Genomic DNA, 18,939 nt, shown 5'->3' with positions numbered 1-18,939 from the left:
AACACGGCATGTCCGGATACCGGACGATCGCCGTTGCGCCCGATGAAGCAGTGCAAAGGACGCAGCACCGACCACCGCCCCCATCCGACGTCACAGCGAGGTGACCATGAGCCAGTTGCCGGATTCCGTTTCGATTCGCGAGGTTGGGCCGCGCGACGGATTGCAGAACGAGGAGCCGATTCCCGCCGATGCCAAGGTGCGGCTGCTCGACGCGCTCTCCGGCACCGGCGTACGCCGGATCGAGGCGGTGTCGTTCGTGCACCCGAAGGCGATCCCGCAGATGGCCGACGCCGACGAGGTGTGGCAGCGGGCCACGAAGGCCGACGGGGTGCGCTACTCGGCGCTGGTGCCGAACACCCGGGGCGCCCAGCGGGCCCTCGCCGCCGGGTTCACCGAGATCGAGGTGGTGGTGTCGGCCAGCGACACGCACAACCGGCGCAACGTCAACCGCTCGACCGACGAATCGTTGGACGACATCGCCGAGCTGATCGGCCTCCTGCACGCCGCGTCGGCACGGGTCGAGGTGATCGTGGCGACCAGCTTCGGATGCCCGTACGAGGGGGACATCGACCCGCTGCGGGTCGCCGGCATCGTCGACCGCGTGGTCCGCGACGGCGCGGACCGGGTGGCGTTCGGCGACACGACCGGCATGGCCACTCCGCGACGGGTCCGTGAGCTGCTGACCGCGGTACGCGACCGCAACGCGCACGTGCCGGTGCTGCTGCACTTCCACAACACCCGGGGCACGGCGCTGGCCAACCTGCTGACCGCGCTGGAGCTGGGGGTCACCGAGTTCGACGCCAGCGTCGGCGGCCTGGGCGGCTGCCCGTACGCCCCGGGGGCCAGTGGCAACCTCGCCACCGAGGAGGCCGTGCACATGCTGCACGACATGGGCGTCGACACCGGCATCGACCTGGCTGCCCTGATCGAGGTGGCCGAGCTGGCCGAGGAGCTGCTCGGCAAGAAGCTCCCGTCCGGTGTGCTGCGGGCCGGTCCGCGTACCCGGCTGACGCCGATGCCGAGCTGAGGACGCGACGAAGGGGCCGGCGAACACGCCGGCCCCTTCACCGTGCCAGGTCGGTCAGCTCACCGGGGTGAGCACGCTCGGCCAGCTGTCCCGGAAGATGTCCGCGCTGCGGTCGGCGCTGCGCTCGGTGGCGCTGAGGGTGCCGGCGAAGAGGCTGCTCACCCGGCTCGCTTCGGCGCTGCTCGGGTACGGGTTGGTGCAGCTGGTGCCGGCGCTGCCGCCGGACATCAGGATCGAGCAGTTGCCGTTGTAGTTGTCCGGCAGGCCGAGGATGTGCCCGATCTCGTGGGTCATGATCCGCAGCGGGCTGTACTGCGCCGCCTGCTGGGTGTCGATGTAGACCCGGCCGTTGCCGAGGCTGGTCCGCACGGCGTAGGAGCCGCCGCCGGTGATCTGGTAGATCCGCAGGTTGGAGCCGCAGTTCGCGGTAAGCGTCAGGTTCGTGGTGGCGTTGTTCCAGATCGAGGCGGCCTGGCTGGCGGTGCCGGCGTAGGCGCCTGCCTGGCTGGTGTTGTAGCAGATGGTCATCGCGGCGGACGCGGGCGCGGGGTTGGCGACCGTGACGCCGAGCGTGGCAACTGCCGTCGCGACAAACGCGACGGCGAGCCGACCGAGTCGTGAGGTCATCGCTGACTCCTATCCGGGAGGGGGTGCCAGGAGCCTATCCACAGAGATTAATAGATTTCAATGTTTCGTTTGAAGGAGCGGTGGTTGGTCGCGGGTCGCCGGGAGGTGCGCGAATGCGATAGCCTAACGATCGTTCAGGTCAGTACGGGCGAGGGAGTCGGCGTGACGCTCGACGGTGAGGCGCTGGAGCAGCTGCGCAAGCGGGCCCGGTCCGGCGGCGCGGACAAGTACCACGCGGCCAACGAGGCCAAGGGGAAACTCTTCGCCCGCGAACGCGTCGCGCTGCTGGTCGACGAGGGTTCGTTCGTCGAGGACGGCCTCTACGCGAACGCGCTCGCCGACGGGCTGCCCGCCGACGGCGTGGTCACCGGCACCGCCACGATCGACGGTCGGCAGGTCTGCCTGATGGCCAACGACTCCACCGTCAAGGCCGGCAGTTGGGGCGCCCGGACCGTCGAGAAGATCATCCGGATTATCGAGCGCGCGTACTCCACCAGCGTCCCGATGGTCTACCTGGTCGACTCCGCCGGCGCCCGGATCACCGACCAGGTCGACCTCTTCCCCGGCCGACGCGGCGCCGGCAAGATCTTCTGGAACCAGGTCCGCGCCTCGGGTTCGATCCCGCAGGTCTGCGCGCTGTTCGGCCCGAGCGCCGCCGGTGGGGCGTACATTCCGGCGTTCTGCGACGTGGTGGCCATGGTCGACGGCAACGCGAGCATGTACCTCGGCTCCGACCGCATGGTCGAGATGGTCACCGGGGAGAAGACCACCCTGGAGGCGATGGGCGGGGCCAAGGTGCACACCGCCGAATCGGGCGTCGGGCACTTCCTCTGCAAGACCGAGGCCGACGCGCTCGAGGTGGTGAAGACCTACCTGTCGTACCTGCCGGCGAACTGGACCCAGGCGCCGCCGGTCGCGCCGGCCGTCGCCGCGCCCGCGAAGGCCGACCTGGCCGCGCTCGTGCCGGCCAGCGAGCGGCAGGCGTTCGACATGCGGCGGTACGTCAAGGGCCTGCTCGACGAGGGTTCCTTCTTCGAGATCCAGGCGCTGTGGGCCAAGGAGCTGACCATCGGGTTCGGCCGCCTCGACGGCCAGGTCGTCGGCGTGCTCGGCAACAACTCGATGTTCAAGGGCGGCGTGCTCTTCGTCGACTCGGCCGACAAGGCGACCCGGTTCGTGCAGCTCTGCGACGCGTTCAACGTGCCGCTGCTCTTCCTCAGCGACGTCCCCGGCTTCATGGTCGGCAGCGCCGTGGAGAAGCAGGGCATCATCCGGCACGGCGCCAAGATGATCACCGCGATCTCCGAGGCGACCGTCCCGAAGATCTGCGTGGTGGTCCGCAAGGCGTACGGCGCAGGGCTCTACGCGATGGCCGGCCCCGGCTTCGAGCCGGACGCGACCATCGCGCTGCCCACCGCGAAGATCGCGGTGATGGGCGCCGAGGCCGCCGTGAACGCCGTCTACGCCAACAAGATCGCGGCGATCGGGGACGCGGACGAGCGGGCCGCCTTCGTGGCCGCCAAGCGGGCCGAGTACGAGCAGGACATCGACGTCGTCCGGCTCGCCAGCGAGCTGGTGGTGGACGCCATCGTCGAGCCGCACGACCTGCGTGGCGAGCTGGTCCGCCGCTTCGCCGCGGCGCGTACCAAGGACCGGCACTTCTCCCGACGCCGGCACGGCGTCACCCCGGTCTGACCCTCGACGCCAACTCCGTTTCGGCGTCACGAGCGTCGACGGCACCGTCCCACCAGGAGGATGAAGTGGACTTCCGGCTCACCGACGAACAAGCGGCGCTGCGGTCCAGCGTGCGGGACTTCGCCCGCGAGGTGGTCGCCCCGGTCATCGCCGAGCACTACGAGCAGCACACCTTCCCGTACGAGGTGATCCGGCAGATGGGCAAGATGGGCCTGTTCGGCCTGCCCTTCGGCGAGGAGCACGGCGGGATGGGCGGCGACTACTTCGCGCTGTGTCTGGCCCTGGAGGAGCTGGCCCGGGTCGACTCCAGCGTCGCCATCACGCTGGAGGCGGCGGTCTCGCTCGGTGCGATGCCGATCTACCGCTTCGGCACCGACGAGCAGAAGGCCACCTGGCTGCCGAAGCTGCTCAGCGGCGAGGCCCTGGCGGGCTTCGGGCTCACCGAGCCGGGCACCGGCTCCGACGCCGCCGGCACCCAGACGCGCGCCGTGCTGGACGGCGACGAGTGGGTGATTAACGGGTCGAAGGCGTTCATCACCAACTCGGGGACCGACATCACGGCCCTGGTCACCGTCACCGCCGTGACCGGCACGAACGCGGACGGCTCCAAGGAGCTGTCGACGATCATCGTGCCCACCGGCACGCCCGGATTCACGGTGGCCCCCGGTTACTCCAAGGTCGGTTGGACCGCCTCCGACACCCACGAGTTGACCTTCGACGACTGTCGGGTGCCCGCCGCCAACCTCCTCGGTGCGCGCGGCCGAGGGTTCGCCCAGTTCCTGCGGATCCTCGACGAGGGCCGGATCGCGATCGCGGCGCTGGCCGTCGGTCTCGCCCAGGGCTGCGTCGACGAGTCGATCAAGTACGCGCAGGAGCGGCAGGCGTTCGGCCGCCCGATCGGCGCCAACCAGGCCATCCAGTTCAAGATCGCCGACATGGAGCTGAAGGCGCACACCGCCCGGCTGGCCTATTACGACGCCGCCGCCCGGATGCTGGCCGGCGAGCCGTTCAAGCGACAGGCCGCCATCGCGAAGCTGCACGCGAGCACCATCGCGGTGGACAACGCCCGGGAGGCGACCCAGATCCACGGCGGGTACGGCTTCATGAACGAGTACCCGGTCGCCCGGTTCTGGCGGGACTCCAAGATCCTGGAGATCGGCGAGGGCACGAGCGAGGTGCAGCGCATGATCATCGCCCGCGACCTGGGTCTCTGAGCCACCCACACCCCACCTGCACGCGGCCCGGCCCCGCTCCGCCTTTCCCTGCCTGCTGTCTGACGTCGACCTGCCGTTCGGCGTCGACCTGCCGTTCGGCGTCGGCCTGCCGTTCGACGCCGGCTCACTGTTCGACGCCGACCAGCCGTCGTGGGCCGGCCAGCCGTTCGGCTGTCGGATTTTCGGCGAGCGGACGTCGGCAGACCGACGTTCGACTGCCGATGGTCGGAGTCGATCCGTACTCTTCGTGGCCATGACTCCGGAGCATGATCGGTCGCGGAGCCCGGCCGGTCGTACCGGCCTGCCGGAGCTGCTCCGTGCGCACCGGCGGGCGGCCGGCCTGACTCAGGCGGAGCTGGCGTCCCGTGCCGGGGTCGGCGTGCGGACGGTGCGGGACCTGGAGCGCGGCCGGTCGGTCCGGCCGCAGCGCACCACCGTCGAGTTGCTGGCCACGGCGTTGGAGCTGGCCGGCGGGACCCGGGCGGCGTTCCTGGCCACGGCCCGTGGCGCTGCCGGCGGTGAGCCGCCCCGGTTGGACGTCAGCTCGGGCACGCCCGGGGTTGGCACCGGTGTCACGTCGACAGCCGGAGCCGCCCGGGCCGGCGCTTCGGTGGCCCTCCCACCACCGGTCGCCCTGATCGGCCGCGACCGCGACGTCACCGAGCTGGCCGGAATGCTGACCGCGGAACGCGGCCCCCGACTGGTGAGCCTGGTCGGGCTGGCGGGGGTCGGCAAGACCGCGCTCGCGCTCGCCGTTGCCCACGCGGCGGCCCGCGCACATCCGGGCGGTGTGGCCGGCGTGCTGGTCGGCGAGGGTTCGGACGGACCGGACGTGCTCGCCGCCACGATGACCGTCCTCGGCGCGGCCCGGCTGCCGGAACTCGTCGCCCGGCTCGCCGGGCGGCCGGCACTGCTGGTCATGGACGCGGTCGAGCGCGCTCCCGGCCCGGTGGCCGAGACGCTGCACCGGCTGGGCGTCGTGCTGCCGTCGTTGCGGGTGCTGGTCACCGGACGGCACCCGGTCGGGCTGCCCGGCGAACGGGTCTGGCCGGTCGTCCCGCTCGAGGTGCCGCCGCCGGACGCCGAGCACTCCGGGCCGGCCACGCTCGGCTCGTGGCCGGCGGTCGCGCTGTTCACCGCGCGGCTCGCCCAGGTCCGGCGGGAGCCGCCGACTCCCGACGAGCTGCCGGCGTTGGCCGCCCTGGTCCGTCGGCTGGGCGGCCTGCCGCTGGCCATCGAGCTGATGGCCGCCCGGGGCCGGCTGCTCGACCTCACCGAACTGCTCGATCGGTACGGCGATCGCGTGCTCGATCTGACCACCCCGCCCGACCCGGCGGCCCGTACCAGTTGGGACGGGCCGGAGGCGACCACCCCCCGCCCGTATGCCACCGACGCCACCCGGGCGGCGGTGGCGGTGACCCTGCGGGAGGCGGTGGCGACCAGCTACCGGCTGCTCGCGCCGGATGAGCGCGACGCGCTGCGGCGGCTCGCCATGTTCGGCAACCGCTGGTCGGTGGAGCTGGCCGAGGAGATGCTCGTCGACGAGGCCGACCGGGATGGCACGGTCGCCATCGATCCGGTTCCGCTGCTGGACCGCCTCGTCGAGCTCGGCCTGCTGAGCGTTCGCGGCACCGGGCCGTTCCGGTTCCGCCTGCTCGACGCGGTTCGTGACTTCGCCATCGAGCAGGCCGTGGGCGGTGGTGAGCTGACCTGCGTACGACGTCGGCATGCGGAGGTGGTCGCCCGCCTCGTGGCGCGGACTGCCTCCGAGCTGGCCGGCCCCCGCATGCTCGACGCGGTGCACCGGCTCGACGAGGTGAGCAGCGACATCAGTACGGCGCTGGCTCACGCGGCCACCGACGACCCGCTGACCGCGCTCCGTCTGGCGGCCTGCCTGCCCCGCTGGTGGCGCTTCCGGGGGCGCGATGTCGCCGGGCGGCAGTGGCTGCGGCGGTTGCTGGCCGACCCGCGAACCGCGGACGCGGACCCGATCCTGCGCGGTTGGGCCAGCCTCGGGGTGGCCCGGCTCGCCGCCGAGCACGGTGCCGAGGTCGACGAGTTGCCGACGGCGCGGGCCGCGTTGGAGACGTTTCGACAGGCCGGCGACGTGACCGGCGAGCTGGAGGCGCGCAGTGTTCTCGGCGCGCTGCTGACCACCGTCGGGGGGCACGCCGAGGCCCGGGAGCAGGCCGAGGCGGTGCTCCGGCTCGCCGCCCGCAACGGGCGGACCCGGGACCTGGCGGTGGCGCAGAACAGCCTCGCCTGGCACGAGATTCGGATCGGTGACCTGGGCGCGGCACGTCGTCGGCTGGCTGCCGTGGACCGGCTCGCCGCCGAGGGTGGTGAGCAGCGGTTGCGGGTGCTGGCCTGGGCCAACCGGGCCGAGGTGTCCCGGCTGGAGGGCAAGTACGCCGACGCCGTCGACCAGGGCCGGCGCGCGGCGGCGGCACTGTTCGAGTTGGGTGACCCGGGGCATCGACGGCGGGTGCTCGGGACGGTCGGACTGGCGCTCGCGCAGGACGGGCGTGCCGTGGAGGCGACCGAGGTGCTCACGGAGCTGCGCGCGGGGGCCGCCGAGGCGACAGTTGTCGTGCCGGGCCAGCAGTGGGTGGAGCGAATCGGACTCCCGCGACCGCGTTCGGACGACACTGTGTTGTCCTGGGGCGGCCCGGAGGCGGGGATCTGTGCGCTGATCGAGGGGAACCTGGCACTGCACCGGGGCGACCGGGAACTGGCGGCGGAGTGGTTCGCCGCCGCCGTGGAGGCCGGTCACGACCGGCGGGACGTGGTGGAGGCGCTGGTGGGCCTCGCCGCGAGCACGGCGGACCCGGCGGTCCTCGATCGTCTCGACCGGGTCTGCGAGCAGGGTGGCATCCGGTTGCTGCCGCAGGAGTCCGGGCTGCTCTATGCGCTGATGGCCGCGCGGGGCGGGTCCACCGAGCGCTAGTTGGGCACCCGTCGGTGGCCGGCCCAACGGAGAGTGGCGCGAGCGAAGAGCCCCCTTGGTGCTACCCCTCGCTGTTCGCCCGCGCCGTCACCCCCCGGTGATTCCCCGGTGGACGAAAGCCTGCCACCGCTGCCGGGGCAGAAGGTGCCCTTCACGAGGTTTGTCCGGTATGCAAAGTCAGTTCTGCCGGTCTTTCTGCCGGTGCTGCCAGCACTCGCCGTACGCCATCACTGACCGCCCGGACGTCGCCCGACAGGGCTCGATCGCCGACAACGGGGCTCGCCGCCGCCGTCAACGCGGCTCTTCCCCGCCGCCGTCAACCCGGCTCGCCGCCGCCGGCCAGGCCGAGCGGGCACGGGTCGGCCTGGCCCGGGCGCCAGCGGTCAGGCCGGGTCGCAGTCGTCGGCGTCGGCCATCTCCTGATTGGTGCTGCCGGCGGTGGCACCGGGATGGACCGCGTCCCGCACTCGGCGCAGGCCGTCGAGCAGTGCCGCCAGAGCCTCGGGATCGAGCTGGCCGGTGAACCACTGCTCGATGATCCGCAGATGGCCGGGCAGCGTCTCGTCGAGCCGCTGCATGCCGGACGCGGTGACCACCGCGTACGAGCTGCGACGATCGTTCGGGCAGGCTCGGCGGGTGAGCAGCCCGTCGCGTTCCATCCGGTCCACCACGCGGGTCACCCCGCTGGTGGACAGCGACGTCTGCGCGGCGAGGTCGGTCATCCGCAGCTGGTTACCCGGCGAGCGGGCCAGTCGGGTGATCACCTCGAACTCGACCACGGAGAGGCCGTGCTCCTCTAGTTGGGCGGCGAACCGGGCCGAGAGCCCGGCGTGGACCTCGTAAAGGAGGCCAACCGCGGTGATCCGGGGGTCGTCGAACACGTTGGTCACTCGTTAATCCTACCAGTACTTGACAGGGGGAATGTTGTTGCGGTTATATTTGCTCAAGCAGTCGTTGGGCTACTAAACAATCATTTGGAGGACAGCAGCATGACCAGCAGCATCGATCCGGTTACCCGCGACTGGGACGGCCTCACCATCCCGACGGCCGGCACCTACGTGCTGGACGCGGCGCACAAGCGGGTCGGCTTCGTCGCCCGGCACATGATGGTGAGCAAGGTCCGCGGTGAGTTCAACGAGGCGACCGCCACCATCACCGTCGCCGAGGACCCGCTGCAGTCCTCGGTCGTCGCCACCATCCAGGGTGCCAGCATCGACACCAGCCAGGGCGACCGGGACGCGCACCTGCGCAGTCCCGAGTTCCTGGACGTCGAGAAGTACCCGACCCTGGAGTTCCGCAGCACCGGCGTCAAGTCCCGCCGCGGCAACGAGTTCGTGCTCACCGGTGAGCTGACCATCAAGGACGTCACCCGTCCGGTGGAGCTGGAGGTCGAGTTCGAGGGCGTGGGTCGCAGCCCGTTCGGCCAGGACATCTTCGGCTTCTCCGCGAGCACCGAAATCGACCGCGAGGAGTTCGGCCTGACCTGGAACGTCACCCTGGAGACCGGTGGCGTGCTGGTCGGCAAGAAGATCAAGATTGAGATCGAGGGCGAGGCCGTCCGCCAGGCCTGATCCCACGGATCACCGGTACGCCGGGCCCGCGCCGCACGTCGGCGCGGGCCCGGCGTCGTCCGTATCGAGCGCGTGTGAATTGTCACGACTTGTTGGCACCACGATGGGGTCCGACGCGGCAGCGACGGGGTAGAGATGGCGCCACGAGCGCATCCGCCCTGGCCACCGTCGGATCATGGTCGTCGGCCTCTGGCCCTGGCCAGGCGAGCGCTCTTAACGTGGATGGTTCACAATGCGCTTTCCGGGACGGCAGGATCCCGACCGCGCCGGCTGTCGGGAGGACACATGGGCAGGGACGTCTCGCAGGGCGCCTTCACCCCGGAGGACCGCGTCCGCTACCGGCAGAAGGTCCGACGCTGCCTGGACGTCTTCGCCCTGATGCTCGACGACTTCGGCTTCGACGCGGACCGACCGATGACCGGCCTGGAGATCGAGCTGAACCTGGTCGACTCGCGCGCCGAGCCGGCGATGCGCAACGAGGAGATCCTCGCCGACATCGCCGATCCGCTGTTCCAGACCGAGTTGGGGCAGTTCAACCTGGAGTTGAACGCCGAGCCCCGACTGATCGAGGCCACCGGTTTCGCCGACTACGAACACGACCTGCGCAACAGCCTCACCCGGGCCGACGAGCGCGCGGCCAAGTCCGACGCGAAGATCGTCCTGGTCGGCATCCTGCCCACCCTCACCGAGGGCCACCTGGTTGAGGACAATCTCTCCACCAACGAGCGCTACCGGGTGCTCAACGACCAGATCGTCGGCGCCCGGGGCGAGGCCATCGAACTCGACATCCGTGGCGTCGAGCAGTTGCGGACGCACACCGACTCGATCGCCCCCGAGGCGGCCTGCACGAGCCTCCAGTTCCACATCCAGGTCGCGCCGGACAGCTTCGCCGACTACTGGAACGCATCCCAGGCCATCGCCGGGGTGCAGGTGGCGGTCGGAGCGAACTCGCCCTTCCTGTACGGCCGCCAACTCTGGGCCGAAACCCGGATCGCCCTGTTCAAGCAGGCCACCGACACCCGCCCGGAAGAGCTCAAGGCTCAGGGCGTACGCCCCCGGGTCTGGTTCGGCGAGCGGTGGATCACCTCGATCTTCGACCTCTTCGAGGAGAACGTCCGGTACTTCCCGCCGCTGCTGCCGATCTGCGAGGACGAGGACCCGGTGGAGGTGCTGCACGCCGGCGGAGTGCCCCAACTGGGTGAGCTGCGGCTGCACAACGGCACCGTCTACCGCTGGAACCGCCCGGTGTACGACATCATGAACGACCGCCCGCACCTGCGGGTGGAGAATCGTGTGCTGCCCGCCGGTCCGACGGTGGTGGACATGCTGGCCAACGCGGCCTTCTATTTCGGGCTGGTCCGCGGCCTGGCCGAGGCGGACCGGCCGATCTGGAGTCAGCTCACGTTCAGCTCGGCCGAGGAGAACTTCCACGCGGCGGCCCGACGTGGTCTGGACGCCGTGCTGCACTGGCCCCGGTTCGGTGACGTGCCGGTCACCAAGCTGGTGCTGGAGCAGTTGCTGCCCGTCGCCGCGACCGGCCTGGACGGGTTCGGCGTCGACCCGGCACAGCGGGACCGGCTTCTCGGCATCATCGAACAGCGCTGTCGTACCGGCCGCAACGGCGCCGTCTGGCAGACCGAAACGGTCTGGGCGGCCGAGCGCCACCGGGGCATGGACCGCGATGCCGCCCTGCACCACATGGTGCAGCGCTACGCGGAACTCCAGCGCACCAACGAACCGGTCCACACCTGGCCCGTCAACTAACCCCCACCCTCCCCGCCCCCCTGGCCTCCCCCGGCCCCCTCAACCCTGTCGATCATGAAGTTATTGCCGCCCGCCTCGGCCTGTCGCAGCAATAAACTTCATGATCGACGGAGTGCAGCGGGGGTGGGGGGTGGGTTCAGGTGGTGGGGCGGCGGGGTGGGCGTGCTCGCTGGGAGGTTGGGGCCTCGGTTGGGGCTGCGGCGTCCGGGGCGGTGCGTGGGGTGGGAACGCGGGGTGGGGTGGTGGGCGCGTGGTCCGGCTGGGTCTCCGGCGTGGTCGGTGCCGCAGCGGTCCTGCCTCGTCGGGCTGCCGTACCGGTCGCGGCGTCGCTCACCGAGCGGGCGCGGCGTGCCGACCGGGTGCCGTCCGCCTCGCCGTCCCGCGTGGCCGTGGGCGTCGAACGCGAGGTCGGGTCGAGCCCCGCGCCCCGGGTGCTATCCGCCGAAGAGGTCGACGCCGGTTCGAGTGAGCCGGCCGAAGGAGCCGACGCCGGTTTGCGTCGGCCGGCCGGCCCGGTCGACGTCGGTTGTTGGTCGGCCGCCGTGGTCGACGCCCGTTCGGGCTCGTCGGCCGGAGCGGTCGGCCGTCGGTCGGCAGCACGTCGGCGGCCGGCCCGTTCCGCGAGGACGGCGGCCAGTATCGAGCCGCCGACACCGGCGATCACCGCGTACGGGGCGATGAGCTGGGTAGAGAACTGTGCGGGCCCCAGCGTGACCCAGCGCGGCACGGTGGTCAGGTAGGCGAGCGCTACGAGCAGCGGACCGGCCGCGCCGGATGCCGCCGCGCCGATCCGGTGCCCGCCCGACCGCGCGGCGCCCCGAGCGGCGAGCGCACCGATCAGGAGCGCGGGTAAGAGCGCCAGCAGCGCACCGGGCCAGTAGAGCTGGCCCCCGATCCAGTACCGCGCGTGGTCCGGGTCGAGCTGCCACGTGCCGAGCTGAGCGCCGGTGAGCCCGCGCCCGACGCGTACCCCGTCGATGACCGAGACCACCGCGAGCAGCCAGAGCCAGGCGGCCGTCGCGGTGACGTTCAACGCGGCGGCCCGGGAGCGCAACGCCCAGAGCGCGACGAACACGCCGATCAGAATGCCCAGCACCGCGTGCAGGGCGGCGACCCGCTGCGGCGTGCCGGTGTCGGCACCCGCGGCGACCCGCGCCGGTACGGCGACCAGTAGCACGGTGACCAGTCCACCGAACCCGGCGCCGAGCGCCAGCGACAGCCTGCGGAACAGGCCGCCGGGCTCGTCGGGCAGCGTGTCGGCAACCGGTGCCGATCGATCGACCGACGAGGTCGGCTGGGGCCGCGCCGCCTCGGTGCCCTCGGCCCGGGCCGGCCGTCCCTCGTCGAGCGCCGCCGGCCGCGGCAACGCCGCCTCGGTCGCCGGGGCGGGTGCCGTCGGCTCGGCGACGGCGGCCGGCTGGCCAACCGCCGGGAGCACGGCACGCTGGTGCAGTCGCTGCGCGCAGACCGCGCCGAGCACGGTCGAGCTGGCGGCGAGCCAGGTGGCCCAGGCCAGGCCATCCGCCCAGGCCGTGTCGTTGGCGCCGGCGTCGGTGGGCGTCCAGGTGATGACGCCGAGCCCGTAGCCGAAGCCGAGCTGCGCGGCGCCCGCGCCGGCAGCGACCCCGATCGCCGTCACGATCGATACTCCCCAGCCCCGTCTGGCCATGCCGGGCAGCGTAACGTCCCGTCGTCGGTGCGGCGAGTCGCAGTGACCCGCCGGTACGGACCGTCGGCACAACGTGATGGGCGGCGAACGGTACGGTCGCCGGTGATGAGGCGGTGGGCGGTATGACGGACGCGAACACGGGTCGGCAGGATTCCGCCGGTGGCCAGGCCGGCGGCGGTGGAAGCCGGGCCAGCGTGCTGCTCGGTGGCGGGCTGGTCGCGGTGCTGCTGGCGGTGGTCGGTGCGACCGGCGGCTGGCTGCTGGCCGGCGAGGATGACGAATCTCCGGCGATCCCGCAGGCGGTGGCCACCACGGCCGGTACGCCAACCGACCGGGCCACCTCGTCCCGGCCGACCACCGGCCGGACCACGCCGTCCGCCCCACGAACGACCGCCTCCACGACGAAGGGGACCGGGCTGACCGTTCCACCGGTGGTCGGCACCGACTTCGTTCAGGCGCGCGAGATGCTGCGTAAACAGCGGTTGGGCTGGCGTCTGGTCTTCGGCGGCGGCACCGGCCGCACGGTGGAGAGCGCCTCGCCGGCCGTGGGCACCGAGGTGGCCCGGGGCACCACCGTCCAGTTGCAGGTGGCCGGTCCAGCCCCCGCCGCCGAAGTGCCGGACGTGGTCGGCGACGACTGCGCCGAGGCGGCCGATGAGTTGGTCGAGGAGGGGCTCTACCCGCGTTACCGCAGTGGGCGCAGCGGGAAGGTCAGCCGGCAGGAGCCGGCCGAGGGCGGCCCGGCCCGCTGGAACGACGAGGTGAGCATCTGGTGCGGGGCGGCGGCCCCGCCGAGCCAGCCGAACGCGAAACCCACCCTCTGACCCGCACCGCTGCCCGGCGTCGACCCACCCGGCCTGGCCCGTCGGACACCACCTGACCCGACGGCGGCACGCGGTTCGCGCCACCTATACCGGCCGATGTCGACGCGGGCGGTTAGGTTGACGGTCGAGGGCCACGGCGCCCGCCCGGTTCGGGAAAGGACGTGCGATGAGCGACGACCGCCAGGAGCCGCCCGCCGGGGAGCCTGAGGACGACCGCACGCGCCCCCTGCCGCCCTCCGGCGGCAACCGGCCGCAGCCGCCGGACCGCACCGCGTCGCCGGACGAGACGATGCCGATCGATCGGGCTGCTTCGGGTGGTCGTGGTGGCTCGTCGGACGAGACGATGCCGATCGACCGGGCTGCCTCGGGGCCGTCGGGTGACCGGACGGCGCGGATGCCGGTGGAGCGGTCGACGACGCCGCCGTGGTCCGGGCGGGCCGAGGTGCGCGCGCCCCGACCGGCCGAACCGGCCGCGGACTGGTACGTCGAGGAGCAGAGTGACCGGCGTTGGTGGCTGCCGATCCTCTGGGGCGTGCTCGCTCTGCTGCTCGCCGGGCTGCTCGGGGCGGCTCTGTGGGTGGTGCTCAACGCCCGGGACGACGACTCCGACGACCCGGCGACGCCGTCTGTCCCGCCGCCCAGTGCCACCGCCGCGCCGAGCAGCAGCGCCCCGACCTCGGCGGCGCCCAGCAGCGCGACGCCGAGCAGGCCGGCGGCCACCACCGAGGAGGCGCAGATACCGGTGCCGCCGCTGACCGGCCTGGCGCAGGCCACCGCCGAAGGGTTGCTGGACCGGCTCGGCCTGAGCTACCGAGTGGTGTACCGCGCGTCCGAGCTGCCGCCGGGGACGGTGGTCAGCACCGATCCGGAGGCCGGCGCGACGGTGCGGACCGACGAGGAGGTGCTGCTGGTGATCTCACAGGCGCGGCCCTCGACCGCAGCCAGCCCGACCAGCCCGAGCCCGACGGTGACGACCACGCCGTGACCGATGTTCACCACATCCGGCGGCGGGTGCCGACGAGGCCGAGGCCGGCGAGCGAGATGGTGAGGCCGAAGATCCCGGACCAGAACAGCGAGCGGCGGACGTCCGTGGCGGTGTGCTCGGCCGGCGCGGCCTCGGTGAGTTCCTGCTGTCCGTCGGACTGACCGCCCGCGCCGGCCCCGGCGGCCGGGTCGGCCGCTCCGACGCGTCCGTCGGGGGCGTCGACGCTGATCCAGCCGGGTTCGCCGGTCGGCGGGTCGGAGTCGACCACGGTGATCTCTGGAGCCGGCACCGGAACGGCCAGCCGGGTGGACGACAACGCCGGGTCGCGGACCAGGACCACCATGGTGGTCACGGCGCCGAGGAGGGCGAGCAGTCCGAGAGCGTAGGTGATACGGGAGCGGTGGTGCCGCCGCACGGCGGGCTGATTGACCATGACCATCCCAGGCTCAGGGTCCTGGACGTGCGGTGGAACGTGCCGGGGTGGGCGTACCGATTCTATGGCGACAGCACGCCTACCCGCGGCGGTTCGCGCTGGTCAGCCGACTCTGACCGGCGTACGAGAGACGGGTCGTCGGGGCCGTACGGTGTGCGGGCGGGGCTCCGGTGCGGCCTGCACCTGTTGCAGCCCTTCCCGCTGTACGAAGATCGACCGTCGACTGACGGCATCGCCGGCGGCGTTGAGCTCGTAGCCGTCGAGCCAGAGCCAACCGTCGTAGGTCGGCCAGTCGAGCACCCGGATCACCCGGAACATGATCGGCCTGAGGAACTGGACACTCGCCGCGCGAGTCACGTGCAGAACGTCACCGGAGCGGGGAAGCACATGGGCTCCTGGGGAGGGAGAGCCGGCGTCGTGCCGGCGGGTGACTGGTCTGGGATGTCTCGGCCCGGTGACGGGATCGCGTCTCATGGACCGGTTGGTGCGTGATGGTGGTCGGGCCGTACCCGCTGGTGGCGTGCCGCCACCCGACCATCACCTGACTGCTTCCGGGAACCGCGCCCACCGCCGCAGTCAGCTGGCTTGCAGCGGTGGGGTCATCACCCCGGCGCAGGTCTCAGTGGCACCGGCCCGGCCCGCGTACCGCCCGGCCGTCCGGGGTCGGTGGGATCACCACACCCGGAGAGCGGACGGAGACGCTGAGTGATCCGTGCCATACGGACAGACTGCATCAGCGACGTGCTTCATGCAAGTTGCACGTCGACTTTTGCCGATACGTGAGTCCGCCACGCAAAGCGGAGCTTGAAGCCATCGGCGTACGGACGGCACACTGAGGGCCGGTTTCGCCCGTCGCGGCCGGCCGATGACCGGCACCACCCCTCGTCGCGAACGCTCGCCGGTCGACGGTCGCGCCCCCGGTGAGCGGCAGCCAGTGGCGCGTCGACCGGAGGTAGCCCGAGAGTGGGGTCGAGCAACCAGCGGCGAGGACCAGAAACACCGAGGCCGCGCAATGAGTGAGCGGCGAAGCCCGACGATCCGACGGCGGCGGCTCGGCGCCGAGTTGCGCCGGCAGCGGGAGTCGGCCGGCATCACCATAGAGGTTGTCGCCGAGCAGTTGGAGTGCTCGGCGTCCAAGGTCTCCCGGATCGAGACGGGGCACACCACGGCCACCCCGCGCGACGTGCGGGACATGCTGAGGATCTACGGCGTCGTGGGTGCCGAGAGCGACGAACTCGTTCAGATCGCCCGGGAGGCGCGGCAGAAGGGCTGGTGGCACCCGTACAGCACGGTGCTGGTCGGTGCGTACGTCGGGCTGGAGGCGGCGGCGAGTTCGATCCGGGCGTACGAACAGCAGGTCGTTCCGGGCCTGTTGGAGACCGAGGAGTACGCCGGGGCGATGATCCGCGCCGCCCGTCCGGACTTCACGGCCGATCAGGTACACCAGAGGGTGCGTGTCCGTCTGGGCCGTCAGTCGTTGTTGACCCAGGACGATCCGGTCGATCTGTGGGTGGTGCTCGATGAGGCGGTGGTAAGTCGGCCGGTGGGCGGGGACGAGGTGATGCGTGGCCAACTCAGGCGGTTGGTCGAGGTGGCCGAGTTGCCGAACGTGACGCTCCAGATCCTCCCCTTCGAGGTGGGTGCGCACGCCGGCATGGACGGGACCTTCACGATCCTCAGTTTCCCCGAGCCCGGTGATCCGGATGTCGTGTACGCGGAGAACGCCACGGGTGGGCTCTTCCTTGAGAAGAGCGACGAACTGCAGAAGTACAGCTTCATCTTCGATCACATCCGCGCTGCGGCCATTCGTCCAGAGGAGTCCGTCGCACACATCGCAAAACTGGCAGAGGAGCCGAAATGGCGACCAAGGGGTTCCCCGTGGACCTGACGCAGGCGACGTGGTTCAAGAGCTCGAAGAGCGGGCCGAACTGCGACAACTGTGTGGAGGTGGCGTACGTGACCGGGGCGGTCGGAGTGCGGGACTCGAAGGACAAGGCCGGCCCGGCCCTGGTCTTCGCTCCCGGCGACTGGCACGCCTTCGTCGCCGGCACCAGAGATGGTGTGTTGGGCTCGGTCTGACCGAGTGAGCAGTCGAGGTCCCCGCCCGGTCCTGACCGGGCGGGGTCTCGCCGTGTCCCGGAGCGCCGCCGACCCGGAGCCGACCGCCGGGCCCAGCGATGTTCCGCCGGGATTCCCGTCGCCACAGCGGGTCCGCCTCGTTGAACCCGTCGGTACGGCGCTGGTCGACGACCCGCCGCATCGACCCGCACCCGAGCGAGGTAGGCGAGACGGATGACGACGATCGGTTCAGAGAACCTCACCAACGGTCCGGGCAAGCCGGAACGGTTCGGCGGCAAGTACCGCGGAGCGCGTCGGGACACCGTACTGACCGAGGTGGTCTCGACCGACCAGGAGCTGACCGGGCGGGAGGCGGCGAACCCGGACACGGCCGACGCGCCGCTCTCGCTGCCCTCGCTGGACCCGAACCCGCTGGTCGAGCCGTCGTTTCCGCCGACCGGCTGGCCGCTGGAGCCGACCGGTTCGCTGGCCGACCACCCGCTGCTGCGCGGCCTGCTGCTGGAACTGCCACCGAAGGGCAGCATCCCGCCGCCGGGCTGGCTGGACCGCTGGTTCGAGGCAACCCGGGCGATCCTTGAGCTGCTATACGTGCAGGGGTCCAGCCGCTCGCGCTGACCGGGGCGCGGCGGGCTGAGCCCGCTCGGTGAGCCGGCTGTGTCGCAGCGCGTGCCGGACACCGATCGCCGCCACCGCGAGCGCGCCGACGGTGATCGCCGGCCCGGTGACTCCGGGCTCGGCGCCGAGGTCCGCGCCGGCCGCCGCGATCACCGCCGGCACCGTCGCGAGGGCGGTCACCTGCACCGGCAACCCGATGAGCGGGTGTGCCGCGGCGGCGCGCAGCCCGTGCGGGGCGGGTGTCCCCGGTGCGGTGTCGAACGCGCCGGCCCCGGCCCGCAGGCGACGGATCCGTCGTACGGAGCAGACGGCCACCACGAGCGCCGGCCCGGTGGCGAGGGTGAGCCCGGCGGCGGCCCGGTCGAGCGGCGCGGTGCCGGCGCTCAGCAGCCCGCCGATGGACACGGCCGCGACCAGCGCCACGCCCGCCAGCGCGAGCGCCAGCAACCATCCGGTACGCCGACGAAGCGCACGCGCGTCGCGCAGCCGGGGCAGTCGATCGGCCAGGACCCCGGCGGCCAGCCAGACGGCGGCGACCGGCAACAGGATGGTGAGCTGACTCTCCATGTCGGAGAGTCTTTCCCGTCTCCGAGCGCGGCGAATCCGGGTTGGACCCCCGTTGCCCCCGGAAGCCGGGCCCGTAGGGGACATCCCATCAACCTGATGGACGTTTCGACATGTTCATCTGCCCGGCCTCATCGATCTACTCTCGGCTCGATCGGCAAGTGTCGATCAGTGTGGTGCCGGTGGTCGCGCTTCGCCGCCGGTCGGAGGGAGGTAGGGAGATGGGTCGGTGACACCGCACAGCGGCTGACCGGACGGCACGGCGGAAAGGTCGCCCGCACCTACGGGACGGCGCTGCGTGGCTTCGAAGTCACCGTCAGCGCGGGCGCGGCGGCACGGATCGCCGCCGACCCGGCCGTCGCGTACGTCGAGCAGAACCACACCGTGTCGATCTCCGGAACGCAGGCCAACCCGCCCTCCTGGGGCCTGGACCGCATCGACCAGCGCAACCTGCCGCCGGACAGCTCCTACACCTACCCCAACACGGCGAGCAACGTGCACGCCTACATCATCGACACCGGCATCCGCTTCAGCCACAACGACTTGGGCGGCCAGGCGACCTCCGGCTACGACGCCGTGGACGGCGGGTCGGCCGACGACTGCAACGGGCACGGCACGCACGTCGCCGGCACCGTCGGCGGATCCTCGTACGGGGTGGCCAAGGGCGTCCAGCTGGTCGGCGTACGGGTGCTGAACTGCTCCGGCAGTGGCACCAACGCCGGTGTGATCGCCGGCGTCGACTGGGTCACCCAGATCGCGAACGTGTCCGGGGAGGCCGCCGACGGCACCTGGCGACTCCAGGTGCGCGACATCTACTCGGCCGACACCGGCTACCTCAACAGCTGGACCCTGACCGTCTGACCGGCCCTCACGAGCGAGGCCCCACCCGGCTGTCCGGGTGGGGCCTCGTGTCGTACGGGATCGG

17 protein-coding genes and 1 pseudogene are annotated in these 18,939 nt (G+C 71.8%); 12 read left to right on the top strand and 6 right to left on the bottom strand.

What is annotated here, in order from left to right; genetic code table 11:
- The first annotated feature begins 115 nt into the window (after nt 1-115).
- Nucleotides 116-1,027, top strand: a complete 912-nt coding sequence (locus OG505_RS26720) for a hydroxymethylglutaryl-CoA lyase (RefSeq protein ID WP_405434724.1) — start codon at nt 116-118, stop codon at nt 1,025-1,027.
- 54 nt (nt 1,028-1,081) lie between these two features.
- Here the strand turns inward: OG505_RS26720 and OG505_RS26715 are convergent, their stop codons facing one another.
- Nucleotides 1,082-1,654 (bottom strand): snapalysin family zinc-dependent metalloprotease, encoded by a 573-nt coding sequence (locus OG505_RS26715; protein WP_405428674.1) that lies wholly within the window; start codon nt 1,652-1,654, stop codon nt 1,082-1,084.
- 162 nt (nt 1,655-1,816) lie between these two features.
- Between OG505_RS26715 and OG505_RS26710 the strand changes: the two genes are divergently transcribed.
- From OG505_RS26710 to OG505_RS26700, 3 genes are all read left to right on the top strand, one after another.
- Nucleotides 1,817-3,349 (top strand): acyl-CoA carboxylase subunit beta, encoded by a 1,533-nt coding sequence (locus OG505_RS26710; RefSeq protein WP_405428672.1) that lies wholly within the window; start codon nt 1,817-1,819, stop codon nt 3,347-3,349.
- 65 nt (nt 3,350-3,414) lie between these two features.
- Nucleotides 3,415-4,563 carry an acyl-CoA dehydrogenase family protein gene (locus OG505_RS26705; protein ID WP_405428669.1) on the top strand — a complete coding sequence of 383 codons (1,149 nt, stop codon included), beginning with the start codon at nt 3,415-3,417 and terminating at the stop codon, nt 4,561-4,563.
- A gap of 253 nt (nt 4,564-4,816) precedes the next feature.
- Nucleotides 4,817-7,510 carry an ATP-binding protein gene (locus tag OG505_RS26700; protein WP_405428666.1) on the top strand — a complete coding sequence of 898 codons (2,694 nt, stop codon included), beginning with the start codon at nt 4,817-4,819 and terminating at the stop codon, nt 7,508-7,510.
- 383 nt (nt 7,511-7,893) lie between these two features.
- Here OG505_RS26700 and OG505_RS26695 read toward each other — a convergent pair whose 3' ends face one another.
- A complete protein-coding gene (locus OG505_RS26695) occupies nt 7,894-8,400 on the bottom strand; it encodes a MarR family winged helix-turn-helix transcriptional regulator (RefSeq protein WP_405428664.1) in 507 nt (168 codons plus the stop codon).
- Between the two features lie 99 nt (nt 8,401-8,499).
- On the opposite strand from OG505_RS26695, the gene OG505_RS26690 reads away from it, so the two are divergent.
- Nucleotides 8,500-9,081 (top strand): YceI family protein, encoded by a 582-nt coding sequence (locus OG505_RS26690; RefSeq protein ID WP_405428662.1) that lies wholly within the window; start codon nt 8,500-8,502, stop codon nt 9,079-9,081.
- 285 nt (nt 9,082-9,366) lie between these two features.
- A complete protein-coding gene (locus OG505_RS26685) occupies nt 9,367-10,845 on the top strand; it encodes a glutamate--cysteine ligase (protein WP_405428660.1) in 1,479 nt (492 codons plus the stop codon).
- A 136-nt stretch (nt 10,846-10,981) separates the two neighbouring features.
- Here the strand turns inward: OG505_RS26685 and OG505_RS26680 are convergent, their stop codons facing one another.
- Nucleotides 10,982-12,514 carry a hypothetical protein gene (locus OG505_RS26680; protein WP_405428658.1) on the bottom strand — a complete coding sequence of 511 codons (1,533 nt, stop codon included), beginning with the start codon at nt 12,512-12,514 and terminating at the stop codon, nt 10,982-10,984.
- Between the two features lie 122 nt (nt 12,515-12,636).
- On the opposite strand from OG505_RS26680, the gene OG505_RS26675 reads away from it, so the two are divergent.
- On the top strand, nt 12,637-13,338 hold the full coding sequence (locus OG505_RS26675) for a PASTA domain-containing protein (RefSeq protein ID WP_405428656.1): 702 nt from the start codon (nt 12,637-12,639) through the stop codon (nt 13,336-13,338).
- A gap of 166 nt (nt 13,339-13,504) precedes the next feature.
- A complete protein-coding gene (locus OG505_RS26670) occupies nt 13,505-14,323 on the top strand; it encodes a PASTA domain-containing protein (protein WP_405428654.1) in 819 nt (272 codons plus the stop codon).
- Nucleotides 14,324-14,330: 7 nt separating this feature from the next.
- Here OG505_RS26670 and OG505_RS26665 read toward each other — a convergent pair whose 3' ends face one another.
- On the bottom strand, nt 14,331-14,762 hold the full coding sequence (locus OG505_RS26665) for a hypothetical protein (protein WP_405428652.1): 432 nt from the start codon (nt 14,760-14,762) through the stop codon (nt 14,331-14,333).
- Between the two features lie 96 nt (nt 14,763-14,858).
- Nucleotides 14,859-15,143, bottom strand: coding sequence for a hypothetical protein (locus OG505_RS26660; RefSeq protein ID WP_405428650.1), 285 nt, complete (start codon nt 15,141-15,143; stop codon nt 14,859-14,861).
- Between the two features lie 625 nt (nt 15,144-15,768).
- Here OG505_RS26660 and OG505_RS26655 point away from each other — a divergent pair.
- The 3 genes from OG505_RS26655 to OG505_RS26645 all read left to right on the top strand — a co-directional run bounded on the left by OG505_RS26655 (nt 15,769) and on the right by OG505_RS26645 (nt 17,450).
- Nucleotides 15,769-16,644 (top strand): helix-turn-helix transcriptional regulator, encoded by an 876-nt coding sequence (locus OG505_RS26655; protein ID WP_234584497.1) that lies wholly within the window; start codon nt 15,769-15,771, stop codon nt 16,642-16,644.
- A complete protein-coding gene (locus tag OG505_RS26650; RefSeq protein ID WP_007454112.1) occupies nt 16,614-16,835 on the top strand; it encodes a DUF397 domain-containing protein in 222 nt (73 codons plus the stop codon). Before OG505_RS26655 ends, OG505_RS26650 begins: the two co-directional genes overlap by 31 nt.
- A 213-nt stretch (nt 16,836-17,048) precedes the next feature.
- Nucleotides 17,049-17,450: a hypothetical protein gene (locus tag OG505_RS26645; protein ID WP_405428649.1), complete on the top strand. Its 402-nt coding sequence runs from the start codon at nt 17,049-17,051 to the stop codon at nt 17,448-17,450.
- Here OG505_RS26645 and OG505_RS26640 read toward each other — a convergent pair.
- Nucleotides 17,418-18,017, bottom strand: a complete 600-nt coding sequence (locus OG505_RS26640) for a hypothetical protein (protein WP_405428647.1) — start codon at nt 18,015-18,017, stop codon at nt 17,418-17,420. The genes OG505_RS26645 and OG505_RS26640 overlap by 33 nt on opposite strands.
- A 195-nt stretch (nt 18,018-18,212) precedes the next feature.
- Here OG505_RS26640 and OG505_RS26635 point away from each other — a divergent pair.
- A pseudogene (locus tag OG505_RS26635) lies at nt 18,213-18,857 on the top strand (S8 family serine peptidase); the annotation flags it as partial.
- Between the last annotated feature and the right edge of the window lie 82 nt (nt 18,858-18,939).

This window comes from Micromonospora sp. NBC_00617, from assembly GCF_045161355.1.
Taxonomy (GTDB): Bacteria; Actinomycetota; Actinomycetes; order Mycobacteriales; family Micromonosporaceae; genus Micromonospora.
The sequence above is the reverse complement of the archived record's forward strand: the minus strand, read 5'-3'. Positions and strand labels throughout refer to the sequence as shown.